Origin of the sequence: Saccharopolyspora sp. 6M, assembly GCF_020176775.1 — a bacterium.
Classification (GTDB): Bacteria; Actinomycetota; Actinomycetes; order Mycobacteriales; family Pseudonocardiaceae; genus Saccharopolyspora_C; species Saccharopolyspora_C gregorii.
Map to the genome: position 1 here is coordinate 1 of NZ_JAIUJZ010000225.1, position 16,797 is coordinate 16,797.

At 72.7% G+C, this 16,797-nt stretch carries 16 protein-coding genes and 1 pseudogene; 10 read left to right on the plus strand and 7 right to left on the minus strand.

Translation table 11 applies throughout. The features are described from left to right. Positions 1 to 52: 52 nt before the first annotated feature. The 3 genes from LCD31_RS24995 to LCD31_RS25005 all read right to left on the minus strand — a co-directional run bounded on the left by LCD31_RS24995 (position 53) and on the right by LCD31_RS25005 (position 3,622). Positions 53 to 772, minus strand: coding sequence for an ASCH domain-containing protein (locus LCD31_RS24995; RefSeq protein WP_224961923.1), 720 nt, complete (start codon positions 770 to 772; stop codon positions 53 to 55). Positions 773 to 932: 160 nt separating this feature from the next. Beyond that, positions 933 to 1,886: a glycosyltransferase family 2 protein gene (locus LCD31_RS25000; protein ID WP_224961925.1), complete on the minus strand. Its 954-nt coding sequence runs from the start codon at positions 1,884 to 1,886 to the stop codon at positions 933 to 935. Beyond that, positions 1,883 to 3,622, minus strand: coding sequence for a hypothetical protein (locus LCD31_RS25005; protein WP_224961927.1), 1,740 nt, complete (start codon positions 3,620 to 3,622; stop codon positions 1,883 to 1,885). The genes LCD31_RS25000 and LCD31_RS25005 overlap by 4 nt, the downstream gene beginning before the upstream one ends. Before the next feature lie 420 nt (positions 3,623 to 4,042). On the opposite strand from LCD31_RS25005, the gene rplU reads away from it, so the two are divergent. From rplU to proB, 4 genes are all read left to right on the plus strand, one after another. Next, a complete protein-coding gene (gene rplU / locus LCD31_RS25010) occupies positions 4,043 to 4,351 on the plus strand; it encodes a 50S ribosomal protein L21 (RefSeq protein ID WP_224961929.1) in 309 nt (102 codons plus the stop codon). Between the two features lie 14 nt (positions 4,352 to 4,365). Beyond that, entirely contained in the window at positions 4,366 to 4,626 is a 261-nt protein-coding gene (gene rpmA / locus LCD31_RS25015) for a 50S ribosomal protein L27 (protein ID WP_224961931.1), read from the plus strand. A gap of 109 nt (positions 4,627 to 4,735) precedes the next feature. Then, on the plus strand, positions 4,736 to 6,223 hold the full coding sequence (gene obgE / locus LCD31_RS25020) for a GTPase ObgE (protein WP_224961953.1): 1,488 nt from the start codon (positions 4,736 to 4,738) through the stop codon (positions 6,221 to 6,223). Then, positions 6,220 to 7,344 carry a glutamate 5-kinase gene (gene proB / locus LCD31_RS25025; protein WP_224961933.1) on the plus strand — a complete coding sequence of 375 codons (1,125 nt, stop codon included), beginning with the start codon at positions 6,220 to 6,222 and terminating at the stop codon, positions 7,342 to 7,344. Before obgE ends, proB begins: the two co-directional genes overlap by 4 nt. Here proB and LCD31_RS25030 read toward each other — a convergent pair. Both LCD31_RS25030 and LCD31_RS25035 read right to left on the minus strand, forming a co-directional pair. Beyond that, the gene (locus LCD31_RS25030; protein WP_224961936.1) at positions 7,341 to 8,621 is read right to left on the minus strand and encodes an MFS transporter; all 1,281 of its coding nucleotides are present in this window, start codon (positions 8,619 to 8,621) and stop codon (positions 7,341 to 7,343) included. The genes proB and LCD31_RS25030 overlap by 4 nt on opposite strands. 84 nt (positions 8,622 to 8,705) lie before the next feature. Next, positions 8,706 to 10,823, minus strand: coding sequence for an ATP-dependent DNA helicase RecQ (locus tag LCD31_RS25035; protein WP_224961938.1), 2,118 nt, complete (start codon positions 10,821 to 10,823; stop codon positions 8,706 to 8,708). A 97-nt stretch (positions 10,824 to 10,920) separates the two neighbouring features. Between LCD31_RS25035 and LCD31_RS25040 the strand changes: the two genes are divergently transcribed. After that, on the plus strand, positions 10,921 to 12,237 hold the full coding sequence (locus LCD31_RS25040; protein WP_374108123.1) for a glutamate-5-semialdehyde dehydrogenase: 1,317 nt from the start codon (positions 10,921 to 10,923) through the stop codon (positions 12,235 to 12,237). Between the two features lie 93 nt (positions 12,238 to 12,330). Then, positions 12,331 to 12,954 (plus strand): nicotinate-nucleotide adenylyltransferase, encoded by a 624-nt coding sequence (nadD, locus tag LCD31_RS25045; RefSeq protein WP_224961940.1) that lies wholly within the window; start codon positions 12,331 to 12,333, stop codon positions 12,952 to 12,954. Positions 12,955 to 13,006: 52 nt separating this feature from the next. On the opposite strand, the gene LCD31_RS25050 is transcribed toward nadD, so the two are convergent. Together LCD31_RS25050 and LCD31_RS25055 are read right to left on the minus strand one after the other, a co-directional pair. Next, the gene (locus tag LCD31_RS25050) at positions 13,007 to 13,513 is read right to left on the minus strand and encodes a GNAT family N-acetyltransferase (RefSeq protein WP_224961942.1); all 507 of its coding nucleotides are present in this window, start codon (positions 13,511 to 13,513) and stop codon (positions 13,007 to 13,009) included. Positions 13,514 to 13,670: 157 nt separating this feature from the next. Beyond that, positions 13,671 to 14,165 (minus strand): GNAT family N-acetyltransferase, encoded by a 495-nt coding sequence (locus LCD31_RS25055; protein WP_224961944.1) that lies wholly within the window; start codon positions 14,163 to 14,165, stop codon positions 13,671 to 13,673. Positions 14,166 to 14,312: 147 nt separating this feature from the next. On the opposite strand from LCD31_RS25055, the gene rsfS reads away from it, so the two are divergent. The 4 genes and pseudogenes from rsfS to LCD31_RS25075 all read left to right on the plus strand — a co-directional run. Next, on the plus strand, positions 14,313 to 14,696 hold the full coding sequence (gene rsfS / locus LCD31_RS25060; protein WP_224961947.1) for a ribosome silencing factor: 384 nt from the start codon (positions 14,313 to 14,315) through the stop codon (positions 14,694 to 14,696). Further along, a complete protein-coding gene (locus LCD31_RS25065; RefSeq protein ID WP_224961949.1) occupies positions 14,693 to 15,304 on the plus strand; it encodes a histidine phosphatase family protein in 612 nt (203 codons plus the stop codon). The genes rsfS and LCD31_RS25065 overlap by 4 nt, the downstream gene beginning before the upstream one ends. Before the next feature lie 27 nt (positions 15,305 to 15,331). Beyond that, complete coding sequence (locus tag LCD31_RS25070; RefSeq protein ID WP_224961951.1) at positions 15,332 to 16,192, plus strand: DegV family protein; 861 nt, start codon at positions 15,332 to 15,334, stop codon at positions 16,190 to 16,192. A 158-nt stretch (positions 16,193 to 16,350) separates the two neighbouring features. Further along, positions 16,351 to 16,797: pseudogene (locus tag LCD31_RS25075) on the plus strand (hypothetical protein); the annotation flags it as partial.

Consider the following 16,797-nt stretch of genomic DNA (forward strand, 5'->3'; position numbering starts at 1 on the left):
GCCCCGCCCGCGGTCGTTGCACCGCCCCGCCCTCCGCGTCGGCGGCAGGCGGTCACCAGGCGGGTTCGAACCGCACCACGTCGACTTCGGCGGACCCGGCCAGCCCGGGGTAGTGCCTCGCCAGCGCGGCCCGCAGCTCGGCCAGGTCGGCGAAGCCGTCCAGCACCGCGTCCTCGTCGGTCAGCGCGTCCGCGGGCTTGCGCTCCACTCCGGTCACCTCGGCCGCCAACGTCGTCACCGATCCGTCCGCGTGCTCGAACACCAGCCGCACCGGGCCGGGGCGCACCGGATCGTGCACCCGCACGGTGCTGCGCTTGCCGCCGTCCCGGACCGCGTCCAGGTAGCGGTCCCACACGTGCAGTTCCGGGGCCGGCCCGCCCGGTTCGTAGTTCCGGTAGTCGTAGGGGAACGGCAGCAGGTCGGTGATCGGGACCGCTTCCAGCCCGTTCTTGCCGCGGATGATCGCCCGCGACCGCGGGAAGTAGTCGAACAGCTGCTGCCTGCACCGGCCGCAGGGCGGGATGACCTGCCTGCCGGTCGCCAGGACCGCGACCACCGTCGTCAGCGGTGCGGACCCGGAGGCGGCGGCCTGGCCGATCACGACGGGTTCCGCGCACGGGCCGCCGGTGAAGTGCGAGACGTTCATCCCGGTGAACACCGCGCCCCGCTCGTCGTAGGCGGCGGCCGACACCTGGTGGCCGTCGTCGAGCGTGGCGCGGTCGAGCACGGCGGTGGCCCGCCGCACCAGTTCGAGGTCCGCATCGGTGAGCATGGGGCCCGATGCTAGGCGCAGGCCCCCACCCCGTCCCCTCGATTTCCCAGCAGCCGAGGCGCACGCGGGCCTGGGCTGTTTCCTGTCAGCGGCGAAGCCGCTGAGCCGCCGACCACGCACGCAGAACGACCACCCGCCACCTGAGCACCGCACAACAGGGTCAGCGAGTGTCCTCGGCGACCAGGTCGGTGACGTCCGCGTCGCGCCCGGTGCGGTGCAGCACCAGCTCCGCGAGCAGCCCGGTGGAGATCATCTGCACCGCGAAGATCTCCAGCAGGATGCCCAGCGTCAGCAGCGGCCGCGTCCCGATCGACTGCTCGGTGAACACCCACACCCCGGTCAGGTACAGCAGGATCAGCGTCCCCGCCGAGCCCGCGGCCATGCCCAGCCCGCCGAACAGGTGCGCGGGCCGCCGCCCGTAGCGGGTCAGCGCCACCACGGTCAGCAGGTCCAGCGCGCCGCGGACGTAGCGCTCCAGCCCGTACTTCGACGTGCCGTGCTCGCGGGCCCGGTGGTGCACCGGCAGCTCCCGCACCCGGTAGCCGAGCTGGTGGGCCAGCGCCGGGATGTAGCGGTGCAGCTCGCCGTACAGCGGTACCCGCCGGTACACCTCGGTGCGGGCCGCTTTGAGCCCGCAGTTGTGGTCGGACAGCCGCAGCCCGGTGATGACCCCGGTCATCCAGTTGAAGAACTTCGACGGCAGCCGCTTGCCCAGCGGGTCCTTGCGCTGCGCCTTGTGCCCGCTGACCAGGTCGGCGCCCGCGTCGAGTTCGGCGAGCAGCCGCGGCACCTCGGCCGGGTCGTCCTGCAGGTCGGCGTCGAGGGTGACCAGCAGCCGCCCGCGCACCTCGGCGACCCCGGCGGCGAGCGCGGCGGCCTTGCCGAAGTTCCGCCGCATCCGCAGGCCGCGGATCCGCGGGTCGGCGGCCGCGTGCTCGGTGATGACCCGCCAGCTGCCGTCCGAGCTGCCGTCGTCGACGACGACCAGCTCCCAGCTGCGCTGCTGGGCGTCCATCACTGCGGTGATCTCGGCGAACAGCCTCGGCAGGCTCTCGGCCTCGTCCTTCGCCGGGGTCAGCAGGGACACCTCGACGGTCGCGGCGGGCTCGGTCACGACACCACCTCCGGCTGTTCGGTGAGCGGGCGGATCCACCAGCCGTCGGGGAAGCGGAACGCGACGCGCAGCGGCCCGGCGGTGTCGGCGGGGACCACCGCGCGGTAACCGAGGCCGATCTCGATGCCGGGGGTCTGGCTCTCGGCGTCGGAGCGCGGGATGTCGACCACACCGCCGCCGACGACCTCGCCCCGCTGGTCGAGGACGGCGACGCAGCGGGCGCGTTCGATGCCGGAGATCGCCCAGCCCTTGAGCATCCGGGCGCCGCCCTGCACCTGGTCGGTCTCCACGTTGAGGACGACGTCCCAGCCGGCGGGCCGCGGTTCCCGGTAGCTGCCGATGCTGGGCACCCGCCAGTCCGCGGTGTTGACCCGGGTCCCGATCTCGACGTCGTCGCCGCAGCCGAGGGTGAACTCGTCGGAGAACGGGTAGTGCCCGAGCGCCCGCAGCCGCGGCAGCAGCCGCTCGGGGGAGGGGAAGCGGTCGGTGAACGCGTCGGTCGTGCCGACCTTCGCGGCGACCGCCAGCAGGTCCTGGTTCGGCGCGTCCTCGCGCACCGCCTGCGCCATCGGCGCGCCCAGCGCGACGGTGCTGAGCACGGTGGTGAACACCGCGATCGACCGGACTCCGGGCCACCGCGCCCAGGCGACGGCGATGACCAGCACCGCGATCCACAGCGCCGCGGTCATGCTGTTGTACCGGCTCTGCAACCCGGCGGACTCGCCGAACGCGGCCCGCGAACCGGAGATCATCACTGCGCAGCCCGCGGCGTACACGGCGAGGCCCCACCAGGGCGCGCTGGCCGCGCGGTGCTCCGGGCGCAGGCAGCCGGGCAGGTGCAGGGCCAGCACCGCGAGCCCCGCGACCCCGGCGACCAGCGCCAGCGACGGCTCGGTGCCGGTCCACACCATGCCGAGCATGCTCAGCCCGGCCAGCAGGGCCTGCGCCGGATCGTCGGTGGGGGAGGAACCGCCGCCGCCCTGCGGGCCGCGCAGCAGCAGCCAGGTGGCGACCACGAGCACGCCGACGACCATCGGGGTGGCGACGCGGCCGCGCCGCTCCCCGCGCATCCAGCCGACCACCGATAGCGCCGGCCACACCGCGAACGAGGTGCCGTAGCTGATGGAGGCCAGCAGCCCCAGCACCACCGCGGGCAGCAGCCGCCCCCGCTGCATCGCCAGCAGCGCGCCCAGCACCAGCAGCATCGCCAAGATCCACGAGGCGCCGCTCATCGAGCGCACGAAGTTGTGGATGCCGTGCGGGTTGAACACCAGCGTCGAGGTCGCCACCACCAGCGCCGCGCGCTGCCACCGGCTCAGCGAGGCGGGCAGCATCGCCAGCACCAGCAGCACGCAGCCCACGCCGAACGCCAGCACCACCAGCCCCAGCGGGTGGTTGAGCCCGTGCCCGAACCGGGCGCTGAGCCAGAACAGCAGGCTCGGCAGCACGAACGGGTGCTCGTTGCGGAAGCCGAACAGCGCCTCCGGCCGCAGCGAGCCGTCCTCGCCGGTGATGTCCAGCAGGACCCACCAGTAGTCGTAGAAGTGCAGCTGGGGCGCGCGCAGCACCTCCCGCAGCATCATCAGCGGCGGTACGAGGGCCGACAGCAGCAGCAACCGGGGCCCGAGCGGACCTTCGCGCAGCCGCCGGAAGCGGTCGCGCGGCAGGTCGTCCCGGCCCTCGGATTCGGTGTGCTCGTCGCGCCCCGGAACGGACTCGGCTGCGATCTCGGTCACGCGAATTTCCCCATGTCACGGTAGAACGGCGACCCACCGTAGCAAGCGGTCCGGCGGGTTCCGGGGCCTTCGCCCGCATTGATCGGTGCGCCGTTCGCCACGTCCGACGGGCCGTTCCGGGGGTGCGCGTCGGGCCGGATCCGGCCTGGCATACGCTGTCGTCCTGCCCGCTCGCGGCTGCTCCGACCCCTCGTGGTCGGGCGCCACCGGGTGGTCTGTATGCTGTGTGAGCACTTCTCGCCGCCGGACGGGCGGAGAGGCAAAACGCCTGTAGAACCCGGTGTGCCCCTCGTGGGGACGAGGGTCGCGACGCAGGAACCCCCCGAAGCCCGGCTCGGCCGGGCGGTAGGAACTCCGGTTCGCCGGAGAGGGCGTCAACGGGTGAACCAAGCGAACCGAGTAGCAGGAGACTTCCGACTCATGTACGCGATCGTCAAGACCGGCGGCAAGCAGTACAAAGTGGCGGTCGGGGACGTCGTCGAGGTCGAGAAGCTCGAAGGCGACTCCGGCACCGAGGTCACCTTCCCGGCTGTTCTGGTCGTCGACGGCACCGACGTCACCGCCGACGCCGACGCACTGGCGAAGGTTTCGGTGACCGGGAAGCTGGTCGAGCAGACCAAGGGCCCCAAGATCCGCATCCACAAGTTCAAGAACAAGACCGGATACCAGAAGCGCCAGGGTCACCGTCAGAAGTTGACCCGCGTTGAGGTCACCGGCATCACCAAGTGAGGACCTGAGTAGTCATGGCACACAAGAAGGGCGCTTCCAGCTCTCGCAACGGCCGCGACTCGAACCCCCAGTACCTCGGGGTCAAGCGCTACGGCGGCCAGGTCGTCAAGGCCGGTGAGATCCTGCTTCGGCAGCGCGGCACCAAGTTCCACCCCGGCCTGAACGTCGGCCGCGGCAAGGACGACACGCTGTTCGCGCTGTCGGCCGGTGAGGTCGAGTTCGGCAGCAAGCGCGGTCGCAAGACCGTCAACATCGTGCCGGCCGAGGTCGTCTGACCCGGCTCTCGGCACCAGCAGTTCCCGACGAGGGGCGGGTCCGGTCTCTGCACCGGCCCGCCCCTCGTTCGCGTTCGCGGAACGCATCGAATGTCAGCACTCCCCGCACCTGGAGGGACTCGTGTCGCGGTTCGTTGACCGCGTGACCATCCACATCGCCGCTGGCGATGGGGGCAATGGCTGCGCCTCGGTCCACCGGGAGAAGTTCAAACCGCTCGGCGGCCCCGACGGCGGCAACGGCGGCCGCGGCGGCGACGTGCGGCTCGTCGTCGACCCCGGCGTGCACACGCTCCTGGACTTCCACCACCGCCCGCACGCGACCGCGGCCAGCGGCAAGCAGGGGCGCGGCAGCCTGCGCAACGGCGCCATCGGCGAAGACCTGGTGCTGCCCGTCCCGGACGGCACGGTCGTGCTCACCGAGAGCGGTGAGGTGCTGGCCGACCTGGTCGGGCCGGGCACCACGTTCATCGCGGCCGAAGGCGGCCGCGGCGGGCTGGGCAACGCGGCGCTGGCCTCGAAGGCGCGCAAGGCGCCCGGGTTCGCGCTGCTCGGTGAGCCGGGGGACGAGCAGGACCTGGTGCTGGAGCTGAAGTCCGTCGCCGACGTGGGGCTGCTCGGCTTCCCGTCCGCGGGCAAGTCCTCGCTGATCTCGGTGGTCTCCGCGGCCAAGCCGAAGATCGCGGACTACCCGTTCACCACGCTGGCGCCGAACCTCGGCGTGGTCACCGCGGGCGAGACCGTGTTCACCGTCGCCGACGTCCCCGGCCTGATCCCCGGCGCCAGCGACGGGCGCGGGCTCGGCCTGGACTTCCTGCGGCACATCGAGCGGTGCGCGGTGCTGGTGCACGTGGTGGACTGCGCGACGCTGGAGCCGGGACGCGACCCGCTGTCCGACATCGACGCGCTGGAAGAAGAGCTGGCCCGGTACACGCCCGCGCTGCAGGGCGAGCACGGCGACCTCGGCGACCGGCCGCGGCTGGTGGTGCTGAACAAGGTGGACGTGCCGGAGGCCCGCGAGCTGGCCGAGCTGATCCGTCCCGACCTGGAGTCCCGCGGCCTGCGCGTGTTCGAGGTGTCGGCGGCCAGCCACGAAGGTCTCCGTGAGCTGTCGTTCGCGATGGCCGAGGAGGTCGAGCGCTACCGGGCTTCGCTGCCCGAACCGGAGCCGGCCCGGGTCGTGGTGCGCCCGCGCGCCATCGGCGACAGCGGTTTCACCGTGGAGACCGACCCGGAGGACGACGAGGCGTTCGTCGTGCGCGGCGAGAAGCCGGAGCGCTGGGTGCGCCAGACCGCGTTCGACAACGACGAGGCGGTGGGCTTCCTCGCCGACCGGCTCGCGAAGCTCGGCGTGGAGGAGGCGCTCGGCAAGGCCGGTGCCGAACCGGGCAGCCAGGTCACCATCGGCGGCGTCACGTTCGACTGGGAGCCGTCCACCCCGGCGGGGGTCGCGGCCGTGCTCACCGGCCGCGGCACCGACTCGCGCCTGGACGCGACCGACCGGATCGGCGCGGCCGACCGGAAGGCGGCGAAGAAGGCCCGCCGCGGGAACCTCGACGCGGAAGGCGGCTACGCCGGGGGAGCCGAGGAGGACGAGTGACCGGCGCGGTGCAGTCCTCGCCGACCCGCGACTCGATCGCGGCGGCGCACCGCATCGTCGTCAAGGTCGGCTCGTCCTCGTTGACCACCGGCCGGGGAGCGCTGGACCAGGCGCGGCTCGCGGCCCTGGTGGACGCGGTGGAAGCGCGCGTCGCCACCGGCTGCCAGGTCGTGGTGGTGTCCTCCGGTGCCATCGCCGCGGGCATCGCCCCGCTGGGGCTGCGCCGCCGTCCGCGCGACCTGGCCACCAAGCAGGCCGCGGCCAGCGTGGGGCAGCAGGCGCTGGCGCACGCCTACGCCGAGTCCTTCGCCCGCTACCGCCGCACCGTGGGGCAGGTGCTGCTCACCGCCGACGACGTGGTGCGGCGCGCGCACTACCGCAACGCGCAGCGCACGTTGAACCGGCTGCTCACCCTCGGCGTGGTGCCGGTGGTGAACGAGAACGACACGGTGGCCACCGCGGAGATCCGGTTCGGCGACAACGACCGGCTGGCCGCGCTGGTCTCGCACCTGGTCGGCGCCGACGCGCTGCTGCTGCTGTCCGATGTGGACGCCCTGTACGACGGGGATCCGCGCGGCGGTGGGGCGTCGGCGATCCGCGAGGTCACCAGCGCCGCCGACCTGGCCGGGGTGGACGCCGGCGCCTCGGGTTCCGGGGTGGGCACCGGTGGCATGGCCTCGAAGGTGGAGGCCGCGCGGGTCGCGTGCACCGCGGGCATCCCGGTGCTGCTGACCTCGGCGGCGCAGGCCGCACGGGCCCTCGGCGCCGCCGACGTGGGCACCGCGTTCGCCACCACCGGCAGCAGGCTCTCCGCCCGGCGCTTCTGGCTGGCGCACGCGGCGGGGGCGCGCGGCAGGTTGTGGCTCGACGACGGCGCGGTCGCGGCCGTGGTGCGGCGGCGCCGCTCGCTGCTGGCCGCGGGGATCACCTCGGTGGAGGGCGCGTTCGACGGCGGTGACGTGGTGGAGCTCGTCGACCCGGCCGGAGCCGTGGTGGCCCGCGGCGTCGTCGCCTACGACGCGGCGGAACTCCCGGAGCTCGTCGGCCGGTCCAGCCACGAGCTGCCCGCCGAGCAGCGCCGCGAAGTGGTGCACGCCGACGACCTGGTGCCGCTGCGCTAGCGCAGTTCGCTGCCCCGGGTCTCCGGCAGCGCCAAGATCACGAAGAACGCGATGACGGCCGCGGCCGCGATGTACCAGAAGAACAGCGCCTCCGCGCCGAACGCGGCGAACGCCTGGATCACCAGGGGCGCCGTCCCGCCGAACACCGCGACGGTCAGGTTGTACCAAGCGCCGATGCCGAGGCCGCGCAGCTCCGTCGGGAAGAGCTCCGACATGATCGCCGGGGCGATCGAGGTCATCGCCGAGTAGAGCCCGACGCCGACGCAGAACACCACCAGCAGCCCGCCGAGTCCCGGCCCGACCAGCGCGGACAGCGGCACGATCAGCACCGCCGTCGCGGCCGACCACACCAGCAGCTGCGGCTTGCGGCCGAACCGGTCGGAGAGCGCCCCCATCGGGTACTGCAGCGCGATGAACAGCACCGTCGCCACCGACAGCGCGAGGAACACGTCCGTCGCGTCCGCGTGCCGGGTGTCCACGGCGAACGGGGTGAGCGCGCTGAAGAACGTGTAGTAGCAGAGCGTGGAGAGCATGCTGAACCCGATGAGCATGCCCACGGCCTGGGGGTGCAGCCGCAGCGTCGTCCACAGTGGACTACGCAGCGCCCGCGCCTTCTCCCGGTTGTCGGCGAACTGCTCGGTCTCCTCCAGCGACCGCCGCAACCAGATGCCGATCAGGCCGAGCACCCCGCCGATGACGAACGGGATGCGCCAGCCGAACGCGGTCAGCTGCTGCTCGGTCAGCACCGAGGTCAGCAGGTACCCCAGCAGCGAGGCCACCAGCAGCGCCGCCCCGGTGGAGATGTAGAAGAACGACGAGTACCGGCCGCGCCTGCTCGCCGGGGCGATCTCGGCCAGGTAGGCGGAGGCGTTCGAGACCTCACCACCCAGCGACAGCCCCTGCCCGATGCGCGCGAGCACCAGCAGCACCGGTGCGCCCCAGCCGATCAGGTCGAAGGTGGGCAGCAGCCCGATCAGCAGCGAGCCGCCCGCCATCAGCGCGATCGTCAGCAGCATCGCCGTCTTGCGCCCGCGCAGGTCGGCGAACCGGCCCAGCAGCCAGCCGCCGAGCGGGCGGAAGAAGAACGCCAGCGCGAACGTCGCCAGCGTGTTCACCAGCGCCAGCTCACCGGGGAAGAAGCGGCTCGCGAAGTACACGCTGAACGCGCTGTAGATCGTCCAGTCGTACCACTCGATCGCATTGCCGATGCTGGCCGCGACCAGCTTGCGCACCGGAAGCCGGTGCCGCTCCGGCACCTCCGACCTCGACGTCACCATCCGCAGCCTCCCCCGCACAGACCGCGTCACACTATGGCGGTCCGTGCCCGGTTGGGAACCCTTCCCAGCTCCCGGGAACCGCGGTCAGCCCGTCGAGGCGAGGGTGAACGGCAGCACCGCGGGGGCGCCCGCGAGCCGCAGCGTGCGGGCCACGATCGCCGCGGTCCAGCCGGTGTCGGCGTAGTCGTCCATCAGCAGCACCGGGCCGTCCAGCTCGGCGATCCGCGACGCGAGCTCGTCGGGGATCTTGAACTGGCCGCGGAGCGTGCCGACGCGCTGCGCGCTGTTGCCCCGCCGCGGCGTGCTGTCCGGGTTGGTGGCGACCTCGCCGAGCAGCGGCAGCCTGCCGATGGTGGCGATGCGCTGCGCGAGGCTGCGCACCAGCAGCGGCCTGCTGTTCGAGCCGACGGAGACCACGCCGACCGGCCGCTGCTCCCACTTCCACGCGGCGAGCACCTGCACGCACGCCTGGAACAGGTCCTCCGGCAGCTCCTGGTCCGGGACGCCGTTGCCCAGCAGCTCGCGCAGCCGGTTTCCCCAGCCGATGTCGGTCAGCCTGCCGACGGCCCGGCCCTGCTCGGCGCGTTCGGCCGCGGGTAGCCGCCCCGACACGGGCACGCCCAGCGCGTCCATCCCGGTGGGCCACATCTTGCGCGGTTCCAGCTCCACGCCGGGCCGGTGCAGCCGTTCGGTCGCCCGCTGCACCACCTGCTCGTCGACCTCGGCGGAGTGGCGCTGCCCGGTGCAGTTGTCGCAGCGGCCGCACGGTTGCGCGTGCGGGTCGTCGAGCTGGCGGCGCAGGAACTCCATCCGGCAGTCCGGGGTGGCGAGGTAGTCCAGCATGGCCTGCTGCTCGGCGGCGCGTTCCGCGGCGATCCGCCCGTAGCGCTCCGCCTCGTAGGTCCACAGCTCGCCGGTCGCCTCCCAACCGCCCTTGACCCGGCGCACCGCGCCGTCCACGTCGAGGACCTTGAGCACCATCTCCAGCCGGGAGCGGCCCAGGTCGACGCGGGGCTCCAGCGCGGCCGTGGACAACGTGCCTGCTTCGGTGAGCGCGGCGAGGATGGCGCGCACCGTGGCCTCCGGTGGGAACGCCAGTGATGCGAAGTAGCGCCAGATCTCCTGGTCCTCCGGGCCGGGCAGCAGCAGCGCCTCCGCCCGCCGCACGCCGCGGCCGGCCCGCCCGATCTGCTGGTAGTAGGCGATCGGCGAGGACGGCGCCCCCAGGTGCACCACGAACCCCAGGTCGGGCTTGTCGAAGCCCATGCCCAGCGCCGAGGTGGCGACCAGCGCCTTCACCCGGTTCGCCAGCAGGTCCTCCTCGGCGCGCTGCCGCTCCTCCGGGTCGGTGCGGCCCGAGTAGGACGCCACCTCGAAACCCTGGTCGCGCAGGTAGCCGGCGACCTCCTCGGGCGCCGCGACGGTGAGCGTGTAGATGATCCCGGAACCGGTGAGCTCGCCGAGGTTGCTCGCCAGCCACGCCAGCCGCGCCTGCGCCGTCGGCAGCTCCACCACGCCGAGCCGCAGGCTCTCCCGGTCGAGGGTGCCGCGCAGCACCAGCGTCTCCTGCGGGTCGCTGAACTCGCCGCCGACGCCGAGCTGCTCGGACACGTCCTGCACGACGCGGTCGTTGGCGGTGGCGGTGGTGGCCAGCACCGGCACGCCCTCGGGGAGCTCGCCCAGCAGCGTTCGCAACCTGCGGTAGTCCGGACGGAAGTCGTGGCCCCAGTCGGAGATGCAGTGCGCCTCGTCCACCACGAGCAGGCCCGCGCTGTGCGTCAGCTCGGGCAGCACGGTGTCCCGGAAATCCGGGTTGTTCAGCCGTTCGGGGCTCACCAGCAGCACGTCCACGTCGCCGACGGCGATCTGCTCCTCGATGGCCTGCCACGCCTGCGGGTTCGCCGAGTTGATGCTGGCGGCGCGGACCCCGGCGGCCTCGGCGGCTTCGACCTGGTTGCGCATCAGCGCCAGCAGCGGCGAGACGATCACCGTGGGGCCTTCGCCGAGTTCGCGCAGCAGCGCCGTGGCCAGGAAGTACACCGCCGACTTGCCCCAGCCGGTGCGCTGCACCACGAGCGCGCGGCGGCGGTGCAGCACGAGCGCTTCGATGGCGCGCCACTGGTCGTCGCGCAGCACGGCGTCCGGACCGGCCAGCGCGCGGAGCCGTTCGTCGGCGAGTTCCCGCAGGGCTTGTTCGTCCACGCCACGATTCCTACCGGACGGCCCCGACGCGCCCGGCACCGCCCGCCGGTTCCTCACCAGCGGAACTCCGTTGCGCCGCCCCACTAGGCTGGGGTGCGTGACGACGAGCATCGATGCCTCCACCGACCAGCACGCGCAGGCCTCCGGCGACGAGCTCCGCGAGCAGGTGCGCGCGGCGGCCCGCGCCGCCCGCGACGCCGCCGCGGAACTGGCCCTGCTGCCGCGCGGCGCCAAGGACTCCGCACTGCGCGCCATGGCCGACGCGCTGGTCGAACGGGCCCCGGAGATCTTGGCGGCGAACGAGCTCGACGTCGCGCGGGCCGAGGAGAACGGCACCGCCGCCGGGCTGATCGACCGGCTGCGCCTGACCGACGATCGCGTCGCGAGCATCGCCGACGGCCTGCGCACCGTCGCCGGGCTGCCCGACCCGACCGGTGAGGTGGTGCGCGGCAGCGTGCTCGCCAACGGGCTGCAGCTGCAGCAGGTCCGGGTGCCGCTGGGCGTCGTCGGCATCGTCTACGAGGGCAGGCCCAACGTGACCGTGGACGCGGCCGGGCTCACCGCGAAGTCCGGGAACGCGGTGCTGCTGCGCGGATCGGCCTCCGCCGAGCGCTCGAACACCGCGCTCGTCGGGGTGCTGCGCGACGTCCTCGTCGAGCAGGGGCTGCCCGCGGACGCGATCCAGCTGCTGCCCAGCCACGACCGCGCCTCGGTGCGGCACCTGATCACCGCGCGGGGGCTGGTCGACGTGGTGATCCCGCGCGGCGGCGCCGGGCTGATCTCCACGGTCGTCGAGCAGTCCACCGTGCCCACCATCGAGACCGGCGTCGGCAACTGCCACGTCTACGTCGACGCGCGCGCCGACATCGACACCGCGCTGCGCATCCTGCTGAACTCCAAGGCCCGCCGTCCCAGCGTGTGCAACGCGGCCGAGACGCTGCTGGTGCACCGGGACATCGCCGCCGAGTTCGTGCCCCGCGCCGTCGCCGAACTGCGCGCCGCGGGCGTCACCGTGCACGGCGACGAGGAGGTCGCCCGGCTCGGTGGTTCCGGCGTCCTCGCCGCCGAGGACTCCGACTGGGACACCGAGTACGGCTCGCTGGACATCGCCGCCGCCGTCGTCGACTCGTTGCAGGCCGCCACCGAGCACATCCGCGCGCACGGCTCCGGGCACACCGAGGCGATCGTGACCGACGACGTGCGCGCGGCCCGGTCCTTCACCGCCCGCGTCGACTCGGCGGCCGTCATGGTCAACGCCTCGACCGCGTTCACCGACGGCGCCGAGTTCGGGATGGGCGCCGAGATCGGCATCTCCACCCAGAAGCTGCACGCGCGCGGCCCGATGGGGCTGCCGGAGCTGACCTCCACCAAGTGGCTCGTGTACGGCGACGGGCACGTGCGGCCCGCGGGCTGAGTCCGCCGGTGACCCGTCCCCGGGGTGGGATCGGTCACCGTCACGACGTTCATCGGGGCTGGTCGGGGCGTCGCTCGTTTAGGGTCTGCAGTCATGTCTCGTCGGCGCCGTATCGGGGTCATGGGTGGCACCTTCGACCCGATCCACCACGGCCACCTCGTAGCGGCCAGTGAAGTGCAGGCCCAGTTCGGCCTCGAACAAGTGATCTTCGTGCCGACCGGTCAGCCGTGGCAGAAGGGTCACGAGGCGGTCAGCCCCGCCGAGGACCGCTACCTGATGACGGTGGTCGCCACCGCCTCCAACCCGCGGTTCTCGGTGAGCCGGGTGGACGTGGACCGCAGCGGCCCCACCTACACCGCCGACACCCTCAGCGACCTGCGCGCGCTGTACCCGGATGCCGAGCTGTACTTCATCACCGGCGCCGACGCGCTGGAGCAGATCCTGTCCTGGCACCGGGTGGAGGAGCTGTTCGAGCTCGCCCACTTCATCGGCGTCACCCGTCCCGGCTACTCGCTCGACGACGCGCACCTGCCGCAGGGGTCGGTGTCGCTGGTGGAGATCCCGGCGATGGCGATCTCCTCCACGGGCTGCCGCCAACGCGTCCACGCCGGACTGCCGGTCTGGTACCTCGTCCCCGACGGGATCGTCCAGTACATCACCAAGCGCGGCCTCTACCGCCCCGACGACGCCGGACCCGCACCGGAGTGGGGGCCGTGAGCAGCCGGTACGACCTCGGTACAACTCAGACCGGGAGCCGTCCCCGGCGCGGTCAGAGCACCTTCTGGAACAGGGTGACGCTGAACTGCCCGTCGGTGAAATCGCGGCGTCCCACCTCGCGGAAACCGAGGTCGCGGTAGAAGGCGCGGAGGACCTCGTTCGACTCGTCGCAGTCCAGCCGCAGGAACCGAGCCCGACTCGCCCGACCTCGATCACCGGCCCAGCGCAACAACGAAGAACCGAGCCCGTGTCCCGCTTTCCGCCGACTCACCATGAGGCCGTGGACGTAGACGGCCGGCGTGGGGTCGTCGCCCCAGAAGGCCGGGTCGGCACGGAGGATCCGCAAGGCGGCGACGAGACCGAGATCGGCGTCTCGCAGGACGTACCACTCGTGTCGCGCGATCTGGGACGCGATGTCGTGCGGGCTCACTTCGCCGGGTTGCCACTGGTCGACGTCCTTCGCCTGGAGCCAGTCCTCGAGCTCTCGCCGAAGCCGGTGGAGACCGTGGACGTCCGCCGATATCGCCGGTTCGAGTGGCGGCGTCCGCTCCGGAGTCACGCAAGCCAACGTAGCGGTCCGGAGCCCTCGTGCGGCCGTAGTGGAACCACTTCGCCGCCGTCAAGACCGTGCCGGGCGCTCGGCCGGTGGGCTGTCGGCAGCGGTACGCGCTCGAGCACCGGATTCGGTGCGCCGCCCCGACTGCGCGGGGTGGCCGTCAGGTCAGGTCCAAGGCGAGCAGGACGTCGTCGACGTAGGTCCCGCCCAGGAGGAACTGCTCGCGCTCGACGCCCTCGACCCGGTAGCCGAGCCGCTCGTACAACCGCTGCGCCCGCGGATTGCCGCCGAGCACCCGCAGGGTGATGCGGCGCGCGCCCCGGGCGACCGCCTCCGCGCGAGCGGCCCCGAGGAGCTCGGTCCCGGCCCGGCGGCCCTGGTGCTCCGGAACCACGGACAGGCCGTAGATCTGCTGCACGTGCGCGGCGGCCGCGCCGAGCCCGGGCTGGGCGGTCGCCATCGGCACGAGCTTGATCAAGCCGATCGGTTCGTCCGCGGCGAGCGCCACGAGCACGTTCTCCGGGACGACCGGCGCGCGGAAGAACGGGGCGTCGGCGGCGGGTCGGGGGAACACGGACGATTCCGGGGTCCACGCGGCGCGCACGATCCGCGCCAGCGCCCGCTCGTCGTCCTGCCGTGCCGGACGTATCCGCATCTCGCCTCCTCGCACCGTTCCAGCATCCGATCGGCGGCAACCGGTTTTCCCGTTCCGCCGTCCGACCCCGGCGGGTCGCGGGAGGCGTGCACGCGCTGGCTATCCTGGGTCGCGTGGGCGGAACCGTGCCCGCCTGAGAGGAGAGACGTGGCAGCCACTGAGGAAGCCCGCAGGCTGGCCCTGGTCGCGGCGCAGGCCGCGGCCGACAAGAAGGCGAGCGATCTCGTGCTGCTCGATGTCTCCGAGCAGCTGGTCATCACCGACTGCTTCGTGATCGCCTCGGCGGCGAACGAGCGCCAGGTCGATTCGATCGTGGAGAACGTCGAGGAGAAGATGCGCGCCGCGGGCACCAAGCCGGTGCGGCGCGAAGGCGCCCGCGAGGGGCGCTGGGTGCTGCTCGACTTCGTCGACGTGGTCGTGCACGTGCAGCACACCGAGGAACGCGCCGTCTACGAGCTGGAACGGCTGTGGAAGGACTGCCCGCGGATCGACTTCGTGGACAGCGCCGAGCAGCGGGACGGCGACGAGTGAGCTTGGCTCGCCTGGTGCTCTGGCGGCACGGCGAGACGGACTACAACGCCGCCGGCCGCATCCAGGGGCACCTGGACACCTCCCTGACCGACGCGGGCATCGCGCAGGCGCAGCGGGCCGCCCCGGTCGTCGCGGCCTTCGAACCGGAGGTCGCGGTCGGGTCGGACCTGCGTCGCGCGAGCGCCACCGCGGCCGCGTTCACCGAGCTCTCCGGGATGCCGGTGCGCCAGGACAAGCGGTTGCGGGAGACGCACCTGGGCGAGTGGCAGGGGCTCAGCGGCGCCGAGGTGGAGCACGGCTGGCCGGGCTCGATGGCCGTGTGGCGCTCGGACGCCACCTGGTCCCCACCGGGCGGCGAGTCCCGCGTCGAGGTGGCGGAGCGGGCCTTCGAGGTCGTGTCGGAGCTGGACACCACCTACCAGGAGACCGCGCTGGTCTGCGCGCACGGCGGCCTCATCACCGGGCTCACCGCCCGGATGCTGGAGCTGCCGGTGGAGTTGTGGCCGAGCCTCGGCGGGATCTCCAACTGCCACTGGGTGGTGCTGACGCGCCGCACCGGGACCGACCGGTGGCGGCTGACCACGTACAACGGTGGTGTCCCCGCCTGAGCACCGCTCCTGGTTAGGGTTGCGCGCGTGTCCGTAGCCGTCGTCACCGATTCGACCGCGTACCTGCCCGCGGGTTTCGCGCAGCGGCACGCGCTCCGGGTGGTCCCGCTGCACGTGAGCGTGCAGGGCGCCGATTCGATCCCGGAGCACGAGTTCGACTCGGGCCGGTTGACGGCCGCCTGGGATCGCAAGGAGCGCGTGACCACGTCCGGTGCGAGCGTCGGCGAGTTCGCCACCGCCTACCGGGAAGCGCTGGAGGACGGCGCGGACGGTGTCGTGTCGGTGCACCTGTCCCGCCGGTTGTCGGGTACCTGGGACGCGGCCCGGCTGGCGGCGCGCGAGGTCGATCCGAATCGGATCCGGGTGGTCGACTCGCGGTCCGCGGCGATGGGGCTGGGGTTCGCGGCGCTGGGCGCGGCGGACAGCGCCCGGGCCGGAGCCGGGCTGTCGGCGGTGGAGAGCCGGGCGGCCTTGATCGCGCAGCGGACCCGCACGTTGTTCTCCGTGCAGACCTTGGAACACCTGCGCCGCGGTGGCCGGATCGGTGCCGCGGCGGCGGTGCTGGGCACGGCGCTGGCCATCAAACCGCTGCTGCACGTCCACGAGGGCCGCGTGGAGCTGCTGGAGAAGGTGCGGACGACGGCTCGCGCGCACGCCCGCCTGCTCGACCTGGTGGCCCGGGGGGCGGAGTCGGGTTCGCTGTCAGTGGCGATCCACCACTTGGACGCCCCGGAGTGGGCGGAGCGGTTGGCCGAGCAGTTGCGGCGCCAGGCTTCGGTCGCGCTGGACTGCGTGGTCTCCGAGGTGGGGCCGGTGGTGGGGGCGCACATCGGTCCCGGTGCGCTCGGGGCCGTGGTGCTGCCCGGTGGCTGGCGGCTCGCGGGTTGAATTTCCAGTAGGCGAATTCGGATTCGATTCCTTTCGGGGGAATTCTCCGTCGCCTGTTCGTGATGAATTGCGCCGAGTTGTCCACAGGTCGGCGATCCATCCACAGATGTCGAACTCGGGGCTGGTCGAAGTCGGCGTCCGTTCTTACCGTCGAATTCATGGCCGTCCCCACTCTCTTCCGCGGCATCCTCGACGATTCCGCCGCCCCCGACGACACCCCGCGCAGCCGCCTGCTGGCGTTGAAGCAGCAGGCGGAGCGCGACGGTGCGGGCACCGGGCGAGCGCTCCGGTTCCGCCCGTCCGACGACGAAATCACCGATCCACCCGATGTGGCGGGCGAACCGGAATCGCGCGCCGGACCCGATTCCACCGGTAGGCATTCCGCCCGTGAACCGTCCCACGGGCAGTTCGCCGGAATGCGCAGGCACTTGCAGAGGTGGCTGCCCGATTCCGTGCTGCGCGCCAGAATCGACCCCGGACGCGCGGGGCGGATCGGGTTGGTGCACGCGGCGGTGCTGGCGCTGCTCGGCGTCGCGGTCACGACCTGGCTGGATCGACCCGTCGCCGAGCCCGCGCCGCCCCCGCCGCTCCCGCTGGCCGCGGCC

Coding starts and splice junctions, on each gene's coding strand:
- LCD31_RS25055 (WP_224961944.1), bottom strand. CDS start 14,165: ATGCGGATACGTCCGGCACGGCAGGACGACGAGCGGGCGCTGGCGCGG.
- rpmA (WP_224961931.1), top strand. CDS start 4,366: ATGGCACACAAGAAGGGCGCTTCCAGCTCTCGCAACGGCCGCGACTCG.
- LCD31_RS24995 (WP_224961923.1), bottom strand. CDS start 772: ATGCTCACCGATGCGGACCTCGAACTGGTGCGGCGGGCCACCGCCGTG.
- nadD (WP_224961940.1), top strand. CDS start 12,331: ATGTCTCGTCGGCGCCGTATCGGGGTCATGGGTGGCACCTTCGACCCG.
- LCD31_RS25030 (WP_224961936.1), bottom strand. CDS start 8,621: ATGGTGACGTCGAGGTCGGAGGTGCCGGAGCGGCACCGGCTTCCGGTG.
- rplU (WP_224961929.1), top strand. CDS start 4,043: ATGTACGCGATCGTCAAGACCGGCGGCAAGCAGTACAAAGTGGCGGTC.